Annotated in this window: 16 protein-coding genes; 11 read left to right on the plus strand and 5 right to left on the minus strand. The window is 57.3% G+C overall.

Features of this window, described 5'->3' with window-relative positions:
* Positions 1-3 precede the first annotated feature (3 nt).
* The 5 genes from AAFM46_RS05355 to AAFM46_RS05375 all read left to right on the plus strand — a co-directional run bounded on the left by AAFM46_RS05355 (position 4) and on the right by AAFM46_RS05375 (position 5,074).
* Complete coding sequence (locus AAFM46_RS05355) at positions 4-294, plus strand: YciI family protein (RefSeq protein ID WP_343319957.1); 291 nt, start codon at positions 4-6, stop codon at positions 292-294.
* 132 nt (positions 295-426) lie between these two features.
* Positions 427-1,593, plus strand: a complete 1,167-nt coding sequence (ispG, locus tag AAFM46_RS05360) for a flavodoxin-dependent (E)-4-hydroxy-3-methylbut-2-enyl-diphosphate synthase (protein WP_283531141.1) — start codon at positions 427-429, stop codon at positions 1,591-1,593.
* Positions 1,550-2,443, plus strand: coding sequence for a DUF4081 domain-containing GNAT family N-acetyltransferase (locus tag AAFM46_RS05365; protein WP_283531140.1), 894 nt, complete (start codon positions 1,550-1,552; stop codon positions 2,441-2,443). Before ispG ends, AAFM46_RS05365 begins: the two co-directional genes overlap by 44 nt.
* A gap of 70 nt (positions 2,444-2,513) precedes the next feature.
* On the plus strand, positions 2,514-4,541 hold the full coding sequence (locus tag AAFM46_RS05370; protein WP_283531139.1) for an NADPH-dependent 2,4-dienoyl-CoA reductase: 2,028 nt from the start codon (positions 2,514-2,516) through the stop codon (positions 4,539-4,541).
* A 20-nt stretch (positions 4,542-4,561) separates the two neighbouring features.
* Positions 4,562-5,074, plus strand: a complete 513-nt coding sequence (locus tag AAFM46_RS05375) for a PadR family transcriptional regulator (RefSeq protein WP_343319958.1) — start codon at positions 4,562-4,564, stop codon at positions 5,072-5,074.
* Between the two features lie 40 nt (positions 5,075-5,114).
* On the opposite strand, the gene AAFM46_RS05380 is transcribed toward AAFM46_RS05375, so the two are convergent.
* From AAFM46_RS05380 to AAFM46_RS05390, 3 genes are all read right to left on the minus strand, one after another.
* On the minus strand, positions 5,115-5,387 hold the full coding sequence (locus tag AAFM46_RS05380; RefSeq protein WP_343319959.1) for a hypothetical protein: 273 nt from the start codon (positions 5,385-5,387) through the stop codon (positions 5,115-5,117).
* 152 nt (positions 5,388-5,539) lie between these two features.
* A complete protein-coding gene (locus tag AAFM46_RS05385) occupies positions 5,540-6,295 on the minus strand; it encodes an ABC transporter permease (RefSeq protein ID WP_283531136.1) in 756 nt (251 codons plus the stop codon).
* Positions 6,292-7,134: an ABC transporter ATP-binding protein gene (locus tag AAFM46_RS05390; RefSeq protein ID WP_343319960.1), complete on the minus strand. Its 843-nt coding sequence runs from the start codon at positions 7,132-7,134 to the stop codon at positions 6,292-6,294. Before AAFM46_RS05390 ends, AAFM46_RS05385 begins: the two co-directional genes overlap by 4 nt.
* Before the next feature lie 216 nt (positions 7,135-7,350).
* Between AAFM46_RS05390 and AAFM46_RS05395 the strand changes: the two genes are divergently transcribed.
* Together AAFM46_RS05395 and AAFM46_RS05400 are read left to right on the plus strand one after the other, a co-directional pair.
* The gene (locus tag AAFM46_RS05395) at positions 7,351-9,144 is read left to right on the plus strand and encodes a proline--tRNA ligase (protein ID WP_283531205.1); all 1,794 of its coding nucleotides are present in this window, start codon (positions 7,351-7,353) and stop codon (positions 9,142-9,144) included.
* Between the two features lie 29 nt (positions 9,145-9,173).
* Positions 9,174-9,974, plus strand: coding sequence for a TSUP family transporter (locus tag AAFM46_RS05400; RefSeq protein WP_283531134.1), 801 nt, complete (start codon positions 9,174-9,176; stop codon positions 9,972-9,974).
* Here the strand turns inward: AAFM46_RS05400 and AAFM46_RS05405 are convergent.
* Both AAFM46_RS05405 and AAFM46_RS05410 read right to left on the minus strand, forming a co-directional pair.
* Entirely contained in the window at positions 9,971-10,963 is a 993-nt protein-coding gene (locus tag AAFM46_RS05405) for an aminoglycoside phosphotransferase family protein (RefSeq protein ID WP_283531133.1), read from the minus strand. The genes AAFM46_RS05400 and AAFM46_RS05405 overlap by 4 nt on opposite strands.
* A gap of 103 nt (positions 10,964-11,066) precedes the next feature.
* On the minus strand, positions 11,067-12,914 hold the full coding sequence (locus tag AAFM46_RS05410) for a DUF4439 domain-containing protein (protein WP_343319961.1): 1,848 nt from the start codon (positions 12,912-12,914) through the stop codon (positions 11,067-11,069).
* A gap of 242 nt (positions 12,915-13,156) precedes the next feature.
* Here AAFM46_RS05410 and rimP point away from each other — a divergent pair, with 242 nt between their 5' ends.
* From rimP to infB, 4 genes are all read left to right on the plus strand, one after another.
* Positions 13,157-13,762, plus strand: a complete 606-nt coding sequence (gene rimP / locus AAFM46_RS05415) for a ribosome maturation factor RimP (RefSeq protein WP_343320368.1) — start codon at positions 13,157-13,159, stop codon at positions 13,760-13,762.
* Positions 13,763-13,764: 2 nt separating this feature from the next.
* Positions 13,765-14,736, plus strand: a complete 972-nt coding sequence (nusA, locus tag AAFM46_RS05420; RefSeq protein ID WP_283531131.1) for a transcription termination factor NusA — start codon at positions 13,765-13,767, stop codon at positions 14,734-14,736.
* A 156-nt stretch (positions 14,737-14,892) separates the two neighbouring features.
* Entirely contained in the window at positions 14,893-15,174 is a 282-nt protein-coding gene (locus tag AAFM46_RS05425; RefSeq protein ID WP_343320369.1) for a YlxR family protein, read from the plus strand.
* Between the two features lie 175 nt (positions 15,175-15,349).
* Positions 15,350-18,394, plus strand: coding sequence for a translation initiation factor IF-2 (infB, locus tag AAFM46_RS05430; protein ID WP_283531130.1), 3,045 nt, complete (start codon positions 15,350-15,352; stop codon positions 18,392-18,394).
* The last annotated feature ends 71 nt before the right edge of the window (positions 18,395-18,465 follow it).

Below are 18,465 nucleotides of genomic sequence, written 5' to 3' on the forward strand. Positions count from 1 at the left end.
ACTATGTTTATTTTCGCTGTTGAGTACATTTATGGTCCGGAAGCTGAAGCAGCCCGTGTGGAGCACCGCCCCAAGCACAGGGAATGGCTTGCCGCCCAGGCAGAGGCTGAAGTGGTGTTGGCTTCCGGTCCTTACGCTGACGGGGCCGGGGCGCTGCTGATTTTCCGCGCAGAAAATGAAGCTGCTGTGCAACAGATTGTTTCTCAGGATCCAATGACGATTGGTGGCGGCGTGACCGGTTTGAAGATTTCCGGCTGGAATCCTGTGATCGGTCAACTCAGTCAATACGTGTGATAGCCCTCATTGGTCCTCACACAGGTGGGATCGAGCTTACAATCAAAGATAGATATTGCGGGACTCTTTAGTGGTACCACAAACCGGTACAGCTGCCGCAGTGTTAGATAAATGAACTCCAAGGAGCATATTTTGACCTCCGTCAGTCTCGGCATGCCGCCGCTGCCACCGCCAGTGCTTGCGCCGCGCCGCAAAACCCGGCAAATCAAGGTCGGCTCGGTTGGTGTGGGGTCGGATTCGCCCATCAGCGTGCAGTCGATGACAACCACAAAAACCACTGATATAAACGCCACCCTTCAGCAGATCGCTGAACTAACAGCGTCCGGTTGCGACATTGTGCGTGTAGCCTGTCCGTCGCAGGATGATGCCGATGCGTTGCCTATTATTGCCCGGAAGTCTCAGATCCCTGTTATTGCTGACATCCACTTCCAGCCGAAGTATGTCTTTGCAGCGATCGAAGCTGGCTGTGCCGCTGTCCGCGTGAACCCTGGCAATATTCGCAAATTTGATGACCAGATTAAAGAAATTGCTAAGGCTGCCAAGGATCATGGCACGTCCATCCGCATTGGTGTGAATGCCGGTTCGCTGGAACCGGGAATTATGAAGAAGTACGGCAAGGCAACCCCTGAGGCCCTGGTTGAGTCGGCCGTGTGGGAAGCGTCCTTGTTCGAAGAGCATGGCTTTCATGATTTCAAAATCTCCGTGAAACACAACGATCCTGTCATCATGGTTGCCGCCTATGAGTTGCTTGCCGAGCAGGGTGACTGGCCCCTGCACCTTGGTGTTACTGAGGCCGGGCCTGCGTTCCAGGGCACCATCAAATCAGCTACGGCGTTTGGCGCGCTGCTCGCCAAGGGCATTGGCGATACCATTCGCGTGTCACTTTCCGCCCCGCCAGTGGAGGAAATCAAGGTTGGCAACCAGATTCTGCAATCGCTGAATCTTCGTCCTCGCAAACTGGAAATAGTCTCTTGCCCCTCCTGTGGACGCGCCCAGGTTGATGTCTACAAATTGGCCGAAGAAGTTACTGCCGGCCTTGAAGGCATGGAAGTACCTTTGCGCGTTGCCGTGATGGGTTGTGTGGTCAATGGACCTGGCGAGGCTCGCGAAGCTGACCTTGGTGTTGCCTCTGGTAACGGCAAGGGACAGATATTTGTGAAGGGAGAAGTCATCAAGACTGTCCCTGAAGACCAAATTGTTGAGACACTCATTGAAGAAGCCATGAGGCTTGCCGAAGAGATGGAGTCCGATGCGGATGACACGACTCTCGCGGGTGGCCCCGTGGTTAGCGTCTCCTAAGCTAAAACGCCACGAACCGGTGCGTGTCCTGGTCCATGCGGACACGGATGCGCTCCGGGTGCTGGTTGCGCGCGACCGCGTTGCCAACGTGTTTGTTGACTCGCTTATCAATCAAAACAACAGCGCCGTTCCACCCCATGCCGGAGCCGTCATGCTGGGTTATTTTATGGACGACGGCGTGAGCTTGGCTGCCGCTTGTTGGGTGGGCTCAAACGTGGTCCCAGTTCAGGCAACGGCGGAACACGCTGTTGTTTTTGCGCGGTGGATTGTTGAGCACTGGCAACCACATGCCTCCATTTTTGGCCCGGCTGAGCCCACGCTTGCGCTAATGGAGGTACTGCATGAGGCGGGCATCCGGGCCCAAGAAATTCGGGCTAACCAGCCCCTACTGACATTGTCAGGTCCTCCGCTGATTGCACCGAACCACGCACTGGTGGTGGGCAACAGTAGGCAGTTTAATCAGCTGCTCATCGCTGCTGCAGCCATGTTTGAGGAGGAAGTGGGCTATTCGCCTTTCCTGGGTGGAGATGGCAGCTACCGCCGTAGGGTGGCGTGGCTGATCAGTCACGGCTATTCCTTTCTTCATGATGAAACCGGCGGGGAAATCATTTTCAAGGCGGATCTAGGCGCTGTAACGAAATTCGCCACCCAGGTGCAGGGCGTCTGGATGAACCCCCGGTATCGCGGACAGGGACGTAGCGCCAGCTACATGGCAGCTGCGGTGTTGTTGGCCCAAGTGCATGCCCCTATCACCAGTCTTTACGTCAATGACTACAACACTCGTGCCCGGGCCGTGTATGAACAGGTGGGGTTTGCGCAGGTGGGAACGTTCGCCACCGTGTTGTTTTAGCCCCGAGGGTGTGTCCCGCACCTCATTGTGCGCTACGATTATGCAACTTGTTGCGCAAAGGAGTGCATGAATGAATGCTGGTCAGTTCCCTCACCTGTTCGCCCCGCTGGATCTTGGATTCACCACGCTGCCCAACCGGGTGCTGATGGGTTCAATGCATGTGGGTTTGGAAGAGCTCCCAGGCGGCTTTGACCGTATGGCTGCGTTCTATGGCGAGCGTGCCCGTGGGGGAGTGGCTTTGATGGTCACAGGAGGCATATCGCCGAACGAGGCCGGCCGGCCCATGAAGGGTGGCGCCAAACTCAGCACCCGCGAAGAAGCTGAGCAACACAAGGTGGTTACAGCCGCAGTGCATGCCGAAGGCAGTAAGATCGCGTTGCAGTTGCTGCACTTTGGCCGGTATGCCTCCCACCGTAATCTGGTTGGACCCAGCGCTGTGGCAGCCCCGATCAGTCCCCTCACCCCACACCCGCTCAGTGCCGGTGAAGTGGAGGAAACTATTGAGGACTTTGCCCACGCCGCAGAGCTGGCACAATCGGCCGGATATGACGGTGTTGAGATCATGGGCTCCGAAGGCTACCTCATCAATGAATTTTTGGTTCGAAGAACCAACCACAGAACAGATGAATGGGGCGGTTCCTATGAAAACCGGATGCGGTTCCCGGTGGAAATCATCCGCCGCACCCGTGAACGCGTGGGCGAGAACTTCATTATTATTTTCAGGCTCTCAATGCTTGACCTTGTCGAGGACGGCTCAACCCTTGATGAGGTCATTACTCTGGCACAGGCGGTGGAGAAAGCTGGCGCCACCATCATCAACACAGGAATCGGTTGGCACGAGGCACGCATCCCCACCATCGTCACCTCAGTCCCGAGAGCGGGATACGCCTGGGTCACCAAAAAAGTGATGGGCTCGGTGGGCATCCCGCTGATCACCACCAACCGCATCAACACCCCTGATGTGGCGGAAAAACTACTGGCCGATGGCGCCGCAGACATGGTCTCCATGGCCCGGCCGTTCCTTGCCGATGCGTTCTTCATGCGTAAGGCCAGTGAGGGTCGAAGCGATGAGATTAATAGTTGCATCGCGTGCAACCAAGCGTGCCTGGATCACACTTTCATGGGCAAAACCTCCTCCTGCCTGGTGAATCCCCGTGCCTGCCACGAAACTGAAATAGTCATTGAAAAAGTAGCGCAGCCTAAGAGAATCGCGGTGGTCGGGGCCGGACCGGCCGGACTGGCCTTCGCTGTAACAGCGGCCGAACGTGGACACTTGGTAACAATCATTGAGTCAGCCGATGAGGTAGGCGGTCAATTCAACATTGCCAAACAGATTCCAGGCAAAGAGGAATTCAACGAGACCATTCGCTACTTCTCGCGCCAAATCCAACTGCGAGGAATCGAGTTGCGGCTCGGAACCAGGGCCACGGCGGCACAGCTGCTGGCGGAGAACTTTGATGAGGTAGTGCTAGCCACCGGCGTCCTACCCCGCAAGCCGGAGCTCGAGGGCGTGGGCCACGCCAGTGTACTGAACTACCTCGACGTGCTGCGCGATAAGAAGGAAGTTGGTACCAACGTGGCGATCCTAGGCGCCGGAGGGATTGGTTTTGACGTTGCCGAATACATCACGGCACACGGTACCAGCGCAACTTTGGTCCCAGAAAAGTTCTACAAGGAGTGGGGGATCGACACCGCTTATTCCGGTCCTGGCGGCATCACCACTGCAGCTCCACCCCGCGCGGACCGCCGTGTTGGGCTGTTCCAGCGCAAAGAAACCAAGGTTGGCGCCGGTCTGGGAAAGACAACCGGTTGGATACATCGCACAGCGTTGCGGTCTAAGGGAGTGCAAATGGTCCCTGGTGTGGAGTACCAAAAGATCGACGACGCCGGACTTCACTTGCGTGTCAACGGCACCGACACCGTCCTCGCCGTTGACACCGTCATCTTGTGCACCGGCCAAGAACCCCAGCGTGAACTGGCTCCAGAGCTGGAAGCTGGCGGCGCCGTCGTACATCTGATCGGGGGCGCGGATGTGGCGGCCGAGCTCGATGCAAAGCGGGCCATTGATCAAGGCACTCGTTTGGCAGCACGAATCTAATGTCGCTCACTCATGCCATTTTGACTTCACTGCTTGAAAGGCCGTGCACCGGGGCTGAATTGGCGCGGAGGTTCGATAAATCGCTGGGACATTTTTGGCAGGCTACGCACCAACAAATTTATAAAGAGTTGGGCAAAATGGAGCACAGTGGGCTGCTTGAGGCCCGCGGGTTAGCTACCGTGCGGGGGCAACAAAGGCATTTTGAGGTGCTGGAGCCTGGTCGTAGTGCTCTGCAAACGTGGTGCGCCGGCCCGGGTAAACCCCGCCCCATCAGGGACGAGCTTTTAGTGCGTTTGCGGGCGGCAGCAGTGTTGGGAAATGTGGATATCACAGGTGAGCTGCGGCGGCATGAAAAGTTACACGGGCAGAGCCTAGAAGGATTCGAGAGCATTGAACGGCGTGACTTTGACGCGGACGGTGTCCTTTCCGTGGCGGATGAATTGCAGCTGGCTGTTCTGCGAGCTGGGATTGCGTATGAGCGGTCGTGGCTAGCGTGGTGTGAACAGACGCTCAGTACCCTGGACAGAAGCTGACGGCGCTGGGCACTTGTTCCGGCACAGTCGCAAACCGAGCCTAGCTACTGGCAGATTCCTGCTCTGATGCCTGCAGCAAGAGGGTATGCGCTGTGTCCTCGAGCATCTGCGCCGCTCGTCCAATCACCGGAGCATAAGAAGATTGCCATGCATGCCTGAAAAAGAAGGCGTCGGGCCCTTCCCACCGCAACTTGGAGCTGATGCGTGTGCTCAACTCGCTTTTTACTGCCAGCAGAATATTCGTTGCCTGTTCAAGCTCCCGAGCGAATTGACGCAGCTCCTCTGGGTCGCTGCCATAAAGGCCAGTGCTCATTGCTTCTCCCGCATTTTCCTTCTCATGGAACATCACCAGTTGTTAGATTTCAAAAGTTGATGAACCTCAACATTAGACTCAGATGTGCTTTATGCGCGATGGGCAGAGGTACCCATCAACGCCAGTTTCCCAATGACCCAGAAGCCACGCAGTCAGGCGGTTCTGCGCCGCAGTGTCAGAGCTGCCAACAGCAGGAATAGCAGAACAAATGCGCCAAGCAGCCACAAATCAAAAGCCAAAGTTGAGCTTGGATCGCCGTGCAAGGCAACTTCCGCCAGCCCGTCAACGGCGTAACTGAGCGGCATGATGTTTGAGATTATCTCCAAAACACTGTTCATCTGATCCCGGGCAACAAAGAGCCCGCACAGGAGGATCTGCGGGATGACCACCACAGGCATAAACTGGACGGCTTGGAATTCGGTCGTGGCGAACGCCGAACACAGGAGGCCCAGCGCCACCCCGAGAACTGCCGTCAACACCGAAATCAGTACCACCCAGCCAGCATTGCCTGCAATCTTCATCCCAAAGAGCCAGTAGGCGGTGGCTGTGGCTACGAATGCCTGCAGAGTCGCCATGATCGAGAACGCAAGGGCATAGCCAAAAAGCAGGTCGCCCTTGTGGATGGGTGTTGTCAGGAGGCGTTCCAACGTCCCTGATGTTCGCTCCCGCAACATGGTGATTGAAGTGACTAGGAACATCACCACAAACGGGAAGACACCCAACATCATCAGCCCCACCCGGTCGAATGTCCGGGGCATGCCGGGGGCAAGTTTTTCGTTTTGGTACAGCCAGTAAACCAGTGCCAACAGCACTGCCGGCACTAGCAGAATCATGCCCAGACTGCGCGGATCACCCCTGAGCTGGCGAAGCACGCGGGTGCAGGTGGCCCACATCATCGAGATATTCATGCTTGTGCACTGTGGTGGGCGCCGTTGTGGTGGGCGCCGTCGGGGTGGGCGCCGCGCATCTCTGGGTGTGAGCCCACCGAATCTTCAATGATGTGCAAAAAGGCCAGCTCCAGTTCTTCGCTTCGCCCCTTTACCCGTAATTGGGCCGGTGTCAGCTGTGCAAGTAATAGCCCCTCACGCAGCAGCAGCAAGGAATCACAGTGTCCAGCCTCCTCCATGACGTGGCTTGAAATGATCAAGGTGGTGCCGGCGGCAGCCATAGCGGCAAACCGCGCCCACAAATCCGCCCGAAGTATCGGATCTAGACCCACCGTCGGTTCATCTAAAACAAGTAACCGCGGCCTCCCTACCAGGGCACACGCCAAGGACACTCTGCTTAACTGCCCGCCGGAGAGTTGACCAGCCCTACGCCTGCCAAGTGCAGACATCCCCACGGCGGCTAAGGCGGCGTGAGTCTGCTCCCGAGAGGCGCCCTGCAAAGCAGCAAAATATCGAACATTGTCAATGACACTCAGGTCCCTGTAGACGCTGGCGGACTGGGTGAGGTATCCGACGTCGTGCCTGTTTTGGGGGTCCCCTGCCAGGCGGCCAAGAACTGTCACTGTGCCTGCGCTGATTTTCTGCAAACCCACAATGGTGCGCATCAAAGTAGTTTTGCCACTGCCGGAGGGACCCAATAGCCCTGTGATGTGCCCCTCGGGAATACTGGCGGTAATGTTGGCCAACACTGTGGATTTTCCCCGGTGAACGCGCAAGCCCTCAATGCTGATACTCACCGGGCCATGTGCCCCTGAAGGATCAGCTGGAACGGGGACAAACGCAGCTCCTCGGGCGGGCATGGCTGCTCTATGGGACATCCGGCCCTCCGAAGCTGTTAATTTATGCAGATATCACTTCAAACTAGACCCGGGACACGGCACTGTCCAGTGTCACCCAAGCAGCATCGCACTCTCAGCGGTTGGGTGTGCCACAGAGCGCCTCCGACCCGGTAGATTAGTACATGTCCGTCTCTCTTCATGGCGGCACGCCCAACTTCAAGAAATGGATGACCCCGCGTGGCACTTCGCCTTTCCACCCTCTTTTTACGCACCTTGCGTGAGAACCCTGTTGACGCCGAAGTCGACAGCCACAAACTACTGCTGCGAGCCGGCTACATTCGCCGTGCTGCCCCGGGTATTTACACGTGGTTGCCGCTGGGTCTGCGCGTACTGCGCAAGGTAGAAGGCATTGTGCGTGAGGAGATGGATGCGATCGGTGCCCAGGAGGTGCACTTCCCTGCACTGCTACCCAAGGAACCCTACGAAATCACCAACCGGTGGTTGGAGTACGGCGATGGCATCTTCCGCCTGCAGGATCGAAAAGGTGCCGACTACCTGCTGGCTCCTACCCATGAGGAAATGTTCACACTGCTAGTGAAAGACTTGTATTCCTCATACAAGGACTTGCCGCTGTCGATCTACCAGATTCAAAACAAGTACCGCGATGAGGCGCGACCCCGTGCAGGGCTATTGCGTGGTCGGGAATTCATCATGAAGGATTCCTACTCCTTTGATATTGACGACGCCGGACTGGAAGTCAGCTACATGGCTCACCGCGGTGCGTACCTGCGTATCTTTGAGCGCCTCGGCCTTGAAGTCATTCCTGTCGCGGCCACAGCTGGTGCCATGGGCGGGTCCAAGAGCGAAGAGTTCCTGCACCCGATGGCCATTGGCGAGGACACCTTTGTGCGTTCCGCCGGAGGGTACGCTGCCAATGTTGAAGCAGTCACCACTGTGGTGCCGGAGACGATCGATTTCACCACGGCACCAGCCGCCAACGTCAGAGACACCCCGGAAACTCCCACCATTGAATTATTGGTGGCAGCTGCGAACGAGCTCGCCCCGCGTGCCGAAGGTGCATGGAGTGCTAGAGATACGTTAAAGAACGTTGTTCTTGCCGTCTCCTTGCCTACCGGTGAGCGTCAAATCGTTGTGGTGGGCCTGCCCGGTGACCGCGACGTTGACCTCAAACGGATCGAAGCCACCATTGGCGTCCATCTGTCAACCGGTGGTGAAGTTGGCGTTGAACCGGCCGGTGAGGCTGACCTGAAGAAGCACCCCGGACTTATCAAGGGCTATATTGGCCCGGGGCTTTCTCTGGACTCAGCAGTCTTGGGCACCGAGGGCACCACCAAGATTCTTTACTTGGTAGATCCTCGCGTTGTCTCCGGCACCAGCTGGATCACCGGCGCCAACGAAGAAGGCAAACACGTGTTCGGCTTAGTGGCCGGCCGCGATTTCAGCTGGGATGGCACCATTGAAGCTGCCCAAGTACGCGCAGGCGATCCCGCTCCTGATGGCTCAGGGCCCCTTGAAGCCGCCCGTGGCATTGAAATGGGACATATTTTCGCCTTGGGACGTAAGTACGCTCAGGCACTAGACCTTAAGGTTTTGGATCATAACGGCAAGCTTGCTGTCGTCACCATGGGTTCATACGGTATCGGGATCACCCGCGCAGTGGCAGCACTGGCCGAATCCAACCATGATGACAAGGGATTAATCTGGCCTGCCAATGTGGCGCCGGCACATGTTCATGTGGTGGCCGTAGGCCGTGGGTCTGAGATCTTTGATGCAGCGGAACAGCTCACCATTGAACTGGAAGCCGCCGGACTAGAGGTCATTTATGATGACCGGGCCAAGGTTTCACCGGGCGTGAAGTTTGGCGATGCTGAACTTATTGGTGTCCCCACCATAGTTGCCGTTGGCCGTGGCCTGGTTGAAGGCCTTGTGGAGATCAAGAATCGTGGCACCGGCGTGGCTGAGAACGTCCTCGTTGGCGAAGCCGTGCAGTACATTCTCGACAACCAGTAGGCACGCAACTGGCATAACGAGGAGCACGAATGATCTCAGGCTTTGAGAACATCACCATGGCCACCATTTTGTTGATAATCGTGGCCGGCTTCGCAGCCGGCTGGATTGATGCGGTGGTGGGTGGTGGTGGTCTATTGCAACTTCCGGTGATGCTAATGATCCCCGGAATTACACCCATACAGGCCTTGGCGACCAATAAAATGGGCTCGATTTTCGGAACTGCCACCAGTTCGGTCACCTACTATCGACGTGTGAAACCGGATCTGCGTACAGCTTTGCCGATGGCTGGTGTGGCGCTTGTTGGCAGCCTGGGTGGGGCGGTGGTGGCCGCCAGCCTGCCTGGCTCAGTTTTTAAACCGATCATTGTGGTGGCATTGGTGGCAGTGTTGCTTTTTACAGCCTTCAAACCGGGGCTTGGCGAGCTCACTGCCCTGCGCTATTCAGGGCAAAAGCATCACATTGTGGCTGGCTGCATTGGTGCGTTGATCGGTTTTTATGATGGTCTCATTGGCCCTGGGACTGGTTCGTTTCTTATTATCGCCATGGTCAGCCTCATGGGGTATGCGTTCCTTGAAGCCAGTGCCAAGGCAAAGATCGTCAACCTCGCAACAAACGCAGGGGCTTTAATGTTCTTCTTGCCCCATGGATCTTTGCTATGGGGCGTTGGACTCATTTTGGGCGGAGCCAATATGGCCGGAGGATATGTTGGCGCCCGCACCGCAGTTAAGCAGGGCAGCAAATTTATCAGGATCGTGTTCCTAGTGGTTGTCACGGCGTTGATCATGAAATTGGGGTTCGATGTTTGGAATGAGAACATCCGCCAGAGTTAGGAAATTGGCTTGAGCGCGTGTGCTCTTGGCAACCAGGGGAGTGTTTTCCCGGCCATGGTGCTTGCCACCCATAATGACCTTTGGGCATCTGCGCTGTTGGCCGTCTCCTCAAAATAGTGCAACGCATTTTCCACTTCACGCACCACTGTCCACTGCATGGCGAGGAGTTCATCGAATCCGGCAGCTTGTGAAAGTTGGGAAGCCCGACGGCGGAGACCTGCCTCTGCGTTGCGCTCAGGTAGATCTTGGAGTCGGTTCCATAAACAAGGCGCTAGAGCGAATTCGGCGTGCCCCAGAGTGACTTGCGGGTCTATTGCCCAATATTCCTGCGTACCCGGCCTGCCTAAGACGTTCTCGTAGTGCAGATCGGTGTGGACCAACACATCAGAACTGCTGCGCCTGCCAACGGCGCCCCACGTTTGGCAGACTTCCAAAGCTGCCTCGAGTAGCCAGCGTGGGAACGGTTCGGCCGTTTCTGACCAGCGCTGGGGTAATTCGTCGCAGTACCTTTCGGCAGTGGCTGCTAACTGGGGGATTTGCTGCCACTGACTCCGGTTATCGGGCCCCACGCTCAAGCTTTTAACGAGGGCGCCCCACACAGGGACAGCATCGTCGACGGGGAGCCTTGCCAGCGAACGGCTGTCATCGAGCCGTTCCAAGAGTAGCGCTGAGAGTGTTTTATCGTGGGCTAACAATCGGACAGCCCCATGGCCGTCCCAGAGGGAAAGAGCGACAGGCTCCAGATGGGCTTCGTCGTGAGGGAACGCTAGCTTCAATGCCGCAGCAGATCCGTCCTCAGCCAGCACCGGAATCACAACCCCGGTGTACCCGTATGACGGTGATCCGCTAGCAGGCAGATCTACTGTTAACTGCCACTGCTGAAGAGCTTGGCTGATGAAGTCCGGCAATTGAGCCAACCAGTTCCGGCTCTCAGCAGTTTGGCGATGACGTAACCGCAGAGGTTCCGGGATTTCGACTCTAAAGGACACACCTTAGACCTTACCGCTGGCGGCCATAAGTGCCCGCAGTGTCTTTTTTGCGGAAGTCATGAACTGAAGGTCAGCGCTGAATTCGGTTGGGCGATTAAAGATGCTATGGGACAGCTGAAGTTGGCGTCGTTTGTTCCTGCTGGATTCCAGCCAGGGCTCCGGTAGATCCACCCCAGAACACGTGTGTCTGCGCAGAGTCCAGCAGCCACGTCACAGCAATCTCACGCAGAGTCGTCGTATTCGACGGTGGCTTCGTGGCGGTGGTTGTTGACGATGGATCTGCAGCGGCCACTGAATCCGCACTGAGGGCGGTGCTCAGGGCGGTAAGGTCCGCGTAAGCACCGCTCAGCTCTGTTTCCAGCTGAGCCAGCGCCTTCTTGGGTGTCGTTGTGAATGTCGGGGCAAGATTAAATCCCGCAACAGGGGTTACTACAGGCAAACACCTCACGTGAAGTTCTGCATTAAGCACCTCCAGCTTTGCCTGATGCCGTGACAACAGATCCATGGATTGACTGAACTGTGGTTCAGCAAAGCGTGTGGTGGCCACTTGATACGCATAGATGGCCTTTTGCTCGCCGAGTGCGGCAGCGCCAAGTGCCGAATCGAGGGTTACTCCCGCGCGCGGCTCTAAAGTTGTTTTGCATTCTGGACCCTGCGGGCCAGGGAAATCGATCCGTGCTGGTAGGAAGGCCGACGCAGGAGGGTGGCTCCCATCGATAGCGCTGAGTCTTTGACCTTGAAGAAGTTGGCTTGTTCCCACTGCGGCAAAGACCCTTCCCATGGCTTGATCGGCGGTCAACGAATTGCTCAACAATTGATCCCCATTAGTGCTGAATGAGAGTGCGAGCTCGGCGATAGACAACGTGGCCGCGGTGGTCACTGGAGATGCGGGAACAGCATTATCCGAGGGCCGGCCGTCGCCCAGCGCTGCAGCTTGAGTTTTGAGCTCCTTGGCAGCCTGGTTGAGCGTTTCCTGGACCTTCGAGTCAGGGGTTGTCTGACTTAGGACTGTCGTCTGGGCTAGCAGCGCAGAGGTTTTATCCCATGCCATTTGCCGGTTTTCTTCAGTTTGTGATGGGCCAACAGCGGCATCCTCGCTACTTGAAAGCACAGTTCCAATACCAAGCACCAACGCAGAAATGACCAGGAGGAAGAACAGCCCGCGCAGGAAAGCAACGAAGCTATTGCGTTTCTTGACTGGCTTGATCTTTTTGGCCAGACCTTCTTCTGGTTCGGAGCCGATCCCCAGAGTTGGCTCCTTGCCAGCAACTGAGTCTGGCGACTCTTCTAAGTAAGCGGAGCGTTTACTGGGTGTGAGCCCGGATTCGAGCTTTTGCTCGGCCAGCCGTCTTTCACGCCGGGACAAAGGGAGTGTGTCGGCTGTTGCCGCACTGACTGTGGCTTCTGTTGCCTCAACCTCCTCTGTTGCTTCAACCTCCTCGGGCGCGTTAATCGCTTCAGGCGCATCAATCGCCTCAGGATGGGCATCCTTGGTGGAGTCTGCATCAGGCTCCGCGGCGGTTGTGTGCTCGGGCGTGTGTTCGGCGTCAGCGATAACATCCGTGGTATCAGTATCAGTATCAGTATCAGCCGCAGTATGAGTATCAGAATCTGGTGCGGGCCAGTTGCCTGCTTCGTTCGGATCAGTCGGCAGAGCCGGTTTGGCAATTTCTGCCGTGGCAGACAGGGCCTCGGAGGCAAATTCCGGTGCGGTTGAGGTGTCATTATCTCCAACCTCAACGTTTACTTCCGGTGCGGTTGAGGTGTCATTATCTCCAACCTCAACAGGGGGAGTGGTTGAGGTGACCTGGCCATCTGCATTCACTATCAGAAGCGCGTGCTCTGCGGCGCTTGATGCTGGAGCACCCGCTGGAGCGCTCGCTCGGCGAGGGGTCTTGCGCTTGCTGCTGCCCGCTTGCGTGCCAGCCGTCGGCGGCGGCGCGGAAATCATAGGCGCTTCTGGTCCCACGTGGGAATCTGGATTGGTCACAACTGTTGATCATCTCATGTCTACCCATAATGCCGTGCACGTGAGCCGTTTCTGCGCACTGCCTGATCCAAATCCAAACCAACATGCGTTCATACTCACACTCGATCGGTTCAGCAGCGGGGCTGGAAACTCGGTAGTCTGTATAACTACAACATCATCAATAGGGAGGCGTGCGTCGAATGACCAAGCCAGACAGGCCGAAAATGGCCGCACGCTCAGGGAACGTTCCCTCAGCTTTGGATTCCGGCGCTGAGGCACAAAGGCTTCATATACTCCTTGCCCCCACGGTGGCAGCCGCCAGCCTGTTCTTAGAAGAAGTGAAGGTTCACTTCGCAGGAAGCCACCGTACTGTCTCAGTTGTTGTTGACTTACCCGAGGACGAGTCCGGTGGGGTAGGCCTCGATGCTATTTCTGCCATTTCGCGTCAGCTTTCCGAAGTGATGGATACAGACCCCCATGATGACGGCAGAGCGTACGACCTGGAGATTTCCTCGCCCGGGGCAACCCGGCCCATGACTGAACCCCGGCACTGGCGCAGGGCCGTAGGGCGTATGGCCAAGGTTAATCCAAGCGATCGAGAAAACTTCATGGGCAGAATTCTGTCCGTGGATGACAGCGGGGTGCTGTTCAAACCTGAACTGCCCGTGAAAAAAGGAATGAAGCCTAAACAAGGCGAGCCGGAAAAAATCTTGTTCACGGCTATCCGCCGTGGAGTTGTAGAACTTGAATTTGCTCGCCTGGATGAGGCTGAGCTTGATTTGGAATTTGAGCCGACCAGCGGCAACGCGGTTGATGGAGAGGGAAGCTGACCATGGATATAGATATGAGCGCACTGAGGGAGTTGGAGCGTCAGCGGGAAATTCCCCTGGACTTGTTGATCCCCACCATTGAGCAGGCACTACTCATGGCGTACCACAAGTCCCCGGGCTGCCATGAGGTGGCGCGTGCAGAACTTGATCGCAAGAGCGGACGTGTCACTATTTGGGCCGCAGAGCTCGACGATGACGACCTCCCCATTGGCGAGTTCGATGACACGCCCAAAGGGTTTGGTCGTATTGCGGCAAGCACAGCACGTCAGGTAATTTTGCAGCGTCTTCGCGATGTTGAGGACGACAACGTCCTGGGCGAGTTCCGCGGCAAAGAGGGCGAGCTTGTCTCAGGCCAGATCCAGCAGGGCAACAACCCCAATATGATCCAGGTTAACTTAGGTGCCGTAGAGGGTGTTCTACCTCCCAACGAGCAGGTCCCTGGCGAGGAGTACCGTCATGGCAGCCGTATTCGCACCTTTGTTGTAGACGTTCACCGCGGCTTGAAGGGCCCCTCGATTACCCTTTCGCGCTCTCATCCAGGACTTGTGCGCAAGCTCTTTGAAATGGAAGTTCCTGAAATTGCTGACGGCACGGTTGAGATCGTGGCCTTGGCACGCGAAGCCGGCCACCGCACCAAAATTGCCGTTCAGGCCAACAAGGCCGGCGTCAACGCCAAGGGCTCCTGCATTGGTGAAATGGGTTCACGCGTTCGCGCGGTAATGACCGAACTTCACGACGAGAAAATTGACATTGTTGATTTCAATGAAGATCCGGCCATCTTTATCGCCAACTCACTCTCGCCTTCCAAGGTGATATCGGTCACCATCGTGGACGAGGCTATTCGCTCCGCCCGCGTTGTAGTTCCTGATTATCAGCTCTCCTTGGCCATTGGCAAGGAAGGTCAGAATGCCCGGTTGGCTGCCAAGCTCACTGGATGGCGCATTGACATCGTTTCCGATACCGCGGCTGTTTAGGTCACAGGTGTAGCAACGCGGTAGAATAGGAGAAGCCGGGCCCGAAACTGCCCTGACATCGAAAATATACGTGAAGGCACAGTAGAATTGGCAAAGAAAGCAGTTGAAGCGCAAGCGGTAAAAGCGCGCGATGAGACTGTTGTTGCTTACAAAAATGTGCGGACATGTATTGGATGCAGGAAAGCTGGGGTACGGCATCAGCTTGTACGCATTGTCCGGTCAATGAATGATTCTGGTGAAACAGAAGCGTTGGTTGACCTACGACGACGTATGCCTGGCAGGGGAGCATGGCTGCACCCCTGCGAGGAATGCTGGAAGCTGGCGATCAAACGACGCGCCTTTGGCAGAGCCCTTCCGGGAGTTGCCAATGTCAGCGACGTTGCAGCGTTTGCACAAAACGATTTGCCACTTTTGGCAAGTCAAGTAATACGAACCTAATTGTCCCTTTGTGAAAGCGGGTCAGAAAACCGATGGAAACCCGATGAGTACCCAGCGATGAGTGCCCAAAAATGAGCAATTTCATGTGCTCTCACGCCGCCCATTCCGACATGGAATGGCGCAGTAAGAATTAAGCGGTTCGTACCTGTCCGGTGCGGGCCGAGACAGGAGAAATGTGGCCAAGGCCCGCGTCCACGAGCTTGCAAAAGAGCTCGGTATCACCTCAAAAGAAGCAGTTAGCAAACTGCAAGAGTTGGGCGAATTCGTTCGTTCAGCATCCTCAACCATTGAGGCGCCCGTCGTGAAGAAGCTTCGCGACGCGTTCCCTCAAGCAGCAAAGGCTGCCGATCCCGCACCCGCCGCAGCTACGCCTGCCGCAGACGCGGTATCAGCACCCAAGGCGAGCACGCCCAAGGCTGCTGCAACCCCAGCTGCCGCAACCCCAAAGGCAGCCTCGCCGGCTGTCCCCGGCGCTGCTGTTCCCGGCCCCAAGCCTGCAGGAGCCAAGCCTGCAGGAGCTAAACCTGGTGCGAAGAGCACCACGGCAGCTGCCGAAACAACCTCCGTACCAGCCCCGGCAACACCGTCCGCACCAGCGCCAGCGGCGCCTTCACCGGCTCCGGCAACGCCAGCTGCTCCTGCCCCTGCTGCGGCAACACCCGCTGCCAAGGCTGGGACCCCCGGTGCGCCACGCCCCGGGAACAACCCTTTTGCTACGTCGCAGGGCATGCCTCGTTCAGGCAGTCGTCCGGACCGTGGCGAGAACCGCCCCGACAGTCGTAGCGAAAACCGCACCGAGAACCGCAGTGACAGCCGTGGCGAAGGCCGCAGCGAAAACCGCAGTGACAGCCGGGCTCCGCGCCCAGCCGGTGGAGGGGCGCCTCGCCCCGGAAACAATCCTTTCGCTCCTTCGCAGGGTATGCCCCGTGCGGGAGCACCCCGCAGTGCTGAAGCTGGAACAGGTGGACCCCGTCCAGGCGGACCGCGTCCCAGCTCAGGCGCTGCCCGTCCGGGCGCACCTCGCCCGGCCGGCGCACCCGGTGCCGGTGGTCCTGGTGCTGGCGGTCCCCGTCCTGGCGCTCCCCGTCCCGGAGGTGCTGCGCGTCCCACGCCCGGTATGATGCCTAACCGTACCGAGCGCCCTGCTGCGCCCGGTCGCGGCAATGACCGTCCCGGTGCTCCGGGTCGCGGGCGTCCAGGAGCCCCCGGTGCAACTCCGGGTGGCGCACCAGGTGGAGCTCCCGCCGGCGGTGGCTTTGGCAAGGGTGGCCGCGGTCGCGGTGGAACCCAGGGTGCTTTCGGTAAGGGCGGCGCAGGCCGTGGCAAGCAGCGCAAGTCCAAGCGGGCCAAGCGCCAAGAGCTGGAGCAGATGAGCGCTCCTTCACTGGGTGGCGTGAGCGTTCCTCGCGGTGACGGCAAGTCGATTATCCGGTTGCGCCGCGGCGCTTCCATTTCCGATTTCGCCGACAAGATCGAGGCAAACCCCGCAGCACTGGTGACTGTACTGTTCCACCTCGGTGAAATGGCTACTGCAACACAGTCACTGGATGAAGACACCTTCGCATTGTTGGGTACTGAGCTGGGCTACAAGGTCCAGGTTGTGTCCCCAGAGGATGAAGAGCGCGAACTGCTGAGCAGCTTCGACATCGACTTTGAAGCAGAGCTTGAAGCTGAAGGCGACGAAGACCTTGAAATGCGTCCCCCAGTTGTTACTGTCATGGGTCACGTTGATCATGGTAAGACTCGCCTGTTGGATGCGATCCGCAAGTCAGATGTTGTAGCTGATGAGCACGGTGGTATTACCCAGCACATTGGTGCATACCAGATTGTCCACGAGCATGAAGGTACCGATCGCAAAATCACCTTCATTGACACTCCCGGTCACGAGGCGTTCACCGCCATGCGTGCCCGTGGTGCCAAGGTCACCGACATCGCCGTTTTGGTTGTTGCCGCTGATGATGGTGTCATGCCGCAGACCATTGAAGCGCTCAACCACGCCCAGGCCGCTAACGTGCCGATCGTTGTTGCAGTGAACAAGATCGATAAAGATGCAGCGAACCCGGAGAAGATCCGTGGCCAGCTGACCGAATATGGTTTGGTTCCTGAAGAGTACGGTGGAGACACCATGTTCGTAGATGTCTCAGCCCGTAACGGCGTGAACATCGAGGAACTGCTTGAAGCTGTGCTGTTGACAGCTGATGCTGCTCTGGACATGCGTGCCAACCCGAACAAGGACGCCCGAGGCATCGCTATTGAAGCGAACTTGGACAAGGGCCGCGGTTCCGTGGCAACTGTGCTTGTGCAGTCAGGTACCTTGCACGTAGGTGACATCATTGTTGCCGGTACTGCTCACGGCCGTGTGCGTGCCATGTTTGATGAGAACGGTGACGTTATCTCTGAAGCTGGTCCTTCGCGTCCAGTTCAGGTATTGGGACTTTCAAACGTTCCTCGTGCAGGTGACACGTTCTTTGTGACAGGGGACGAGCGTACGGCTCGACAGATCGCTGAAAAGCGTGAAGCCGCTGACCGCAACGCTGCGCTGGCTAAGCGCCGCAAGCGCATCAGCCTGGAAGACTTCGACCAGGCCGTTGCTGACGGCAAGGTTGACACCCTTAACCTCATCCTCAAGGGTGACGTTTCCGGTGCCGTTGAGGCCCTGGAAGATTCGTTGCTCAAGATCGATGTTGGCGAAGGCGTGGCGCTGCGCGTCATCCACCGCGGTGTGGGTGCCATCACGCAGAACGACGTCAACTTGGCAACAGTAGATAACGCGATCATCATCGGCTTCAACGTCAAGCCTGCTGAGCGTGTTGCAGAACTTGCGGACCGTGAAGGCGTTGACATGCGCTTCTACTCCGTCATCTATGGTGCCATCGATGACATTGAACTAGCTCTCAAGGGCATGCTCAAGCCGGAATACGAAGAAGCTGAATTGGGTACTGCGGAGATCCGCGAAGTATTCCGTTCCTCCAAGCATGGCAACATTGCTGGTTCCATCGTTCGTTCCGGCACCATCCGCCGTAACACGAAGGCTCGTGTACTGCGTGCCGGCAAGATCATTGGTGACAACCTCACGGTTGACTCACTGAAGCGCTTCAAGGATGACGCAACCGAAGTCCGTACGGACTTCGAGTGTGGAATTGGTTTGGGATCCTTCAACGATCTCCAGGCCGAGGACATCATCCAGACGTTCGAGATGCGCGAAAAGCCGCGCGTCTAACGTTGCATAGCCGGCTGGGCGTCCACACGGACGCCCAGCCGGTTTTGTTTTCCCTAAGATGGTTTTAGAAC

It is taken from the genome of Arthrobacter sp. TMP15 (assembly GCF_039529835.1).
GTDB lineage: Bacteria > Actinomycetota > Actinomycetes > Actinomycetales > Micrococcaceae > Specibacter.

Excerpts from the sequence above, each read along its gene's own strand:
- AAFM46_RS05355 (WP_343319957.1), top strand. The coding sequence starts at position 4 with ATGTTTATTTTCGCTGTTGAGTACATTTATGGTCCGGAAGCTGAAGCA.
- AAFM46_RS05365 (WP_283531140.1), top strand. The coding sequence starts at position 1,550 with ATGACACGACTCTCGCGGGTGGCCCCGTGGTTAGCGTCTCCTAAGCTA.
- AAFM46_RS05370 (WP_283531139.1), top strand. The coding sequence starts at position 2,514 with ATGAATGCTGGTCAGTTCCCTCACCTGTTCGCCCCGCTGGATCTTGGA.
- AAFM46_RS05380 (WP_343319959.1), bottom strand. The coding sequence starts at position 5,387 with ATGAGCACTGGCCTTTATGGCAGCGACCCAGAGGAGCTGCGTCAATTC.
- AAFM46_RS05385 (WP_283531136.1), bottom strand. The coding sequence starts at position 6,295 with ATGAATATCTCGATGATGTGGGCCACCTGCACCCGCGTGCTTCGCCAG.
- AAFM46_RS05390 (WP_343319960.1), bottom strand. The coding sequence starts at position 7,134 with ATGCCCGCCCGAGGAGCTGCGTTTGTCCCCGTTCCAGCTGATCCTTCA.
- AAFM46_RS05400 (WP_283531134.1), top strand. The coding sequence starts at position 9,174 with ATGATCTCAGGCTTTGAGAACATCACCATGGCCACCATTTTGTTGATA.
- AAFM46_RS05410 (WP_343319961.1), bottom strand. The coding sequence starts at position 12,914 with ATGATTTCCGCGCCGCCGCCGACGGCTGGCACGCAAGCGGGCAGCAGC.
- rimP (WP_343320368.1), top strand. The coding sequence starts at position 13,157 with ATGGCCGCACGCTCAGGGAACGTTCCCTCAGCTTTGGATTCCGGCGCT.
- nusA (WP_283531131.1), top strand. The coding sequence starts at position 13,765 with ATGGATATAGATATGAGCGCACTGAGGGAGTTGGAGCGTCAGCGGGAA.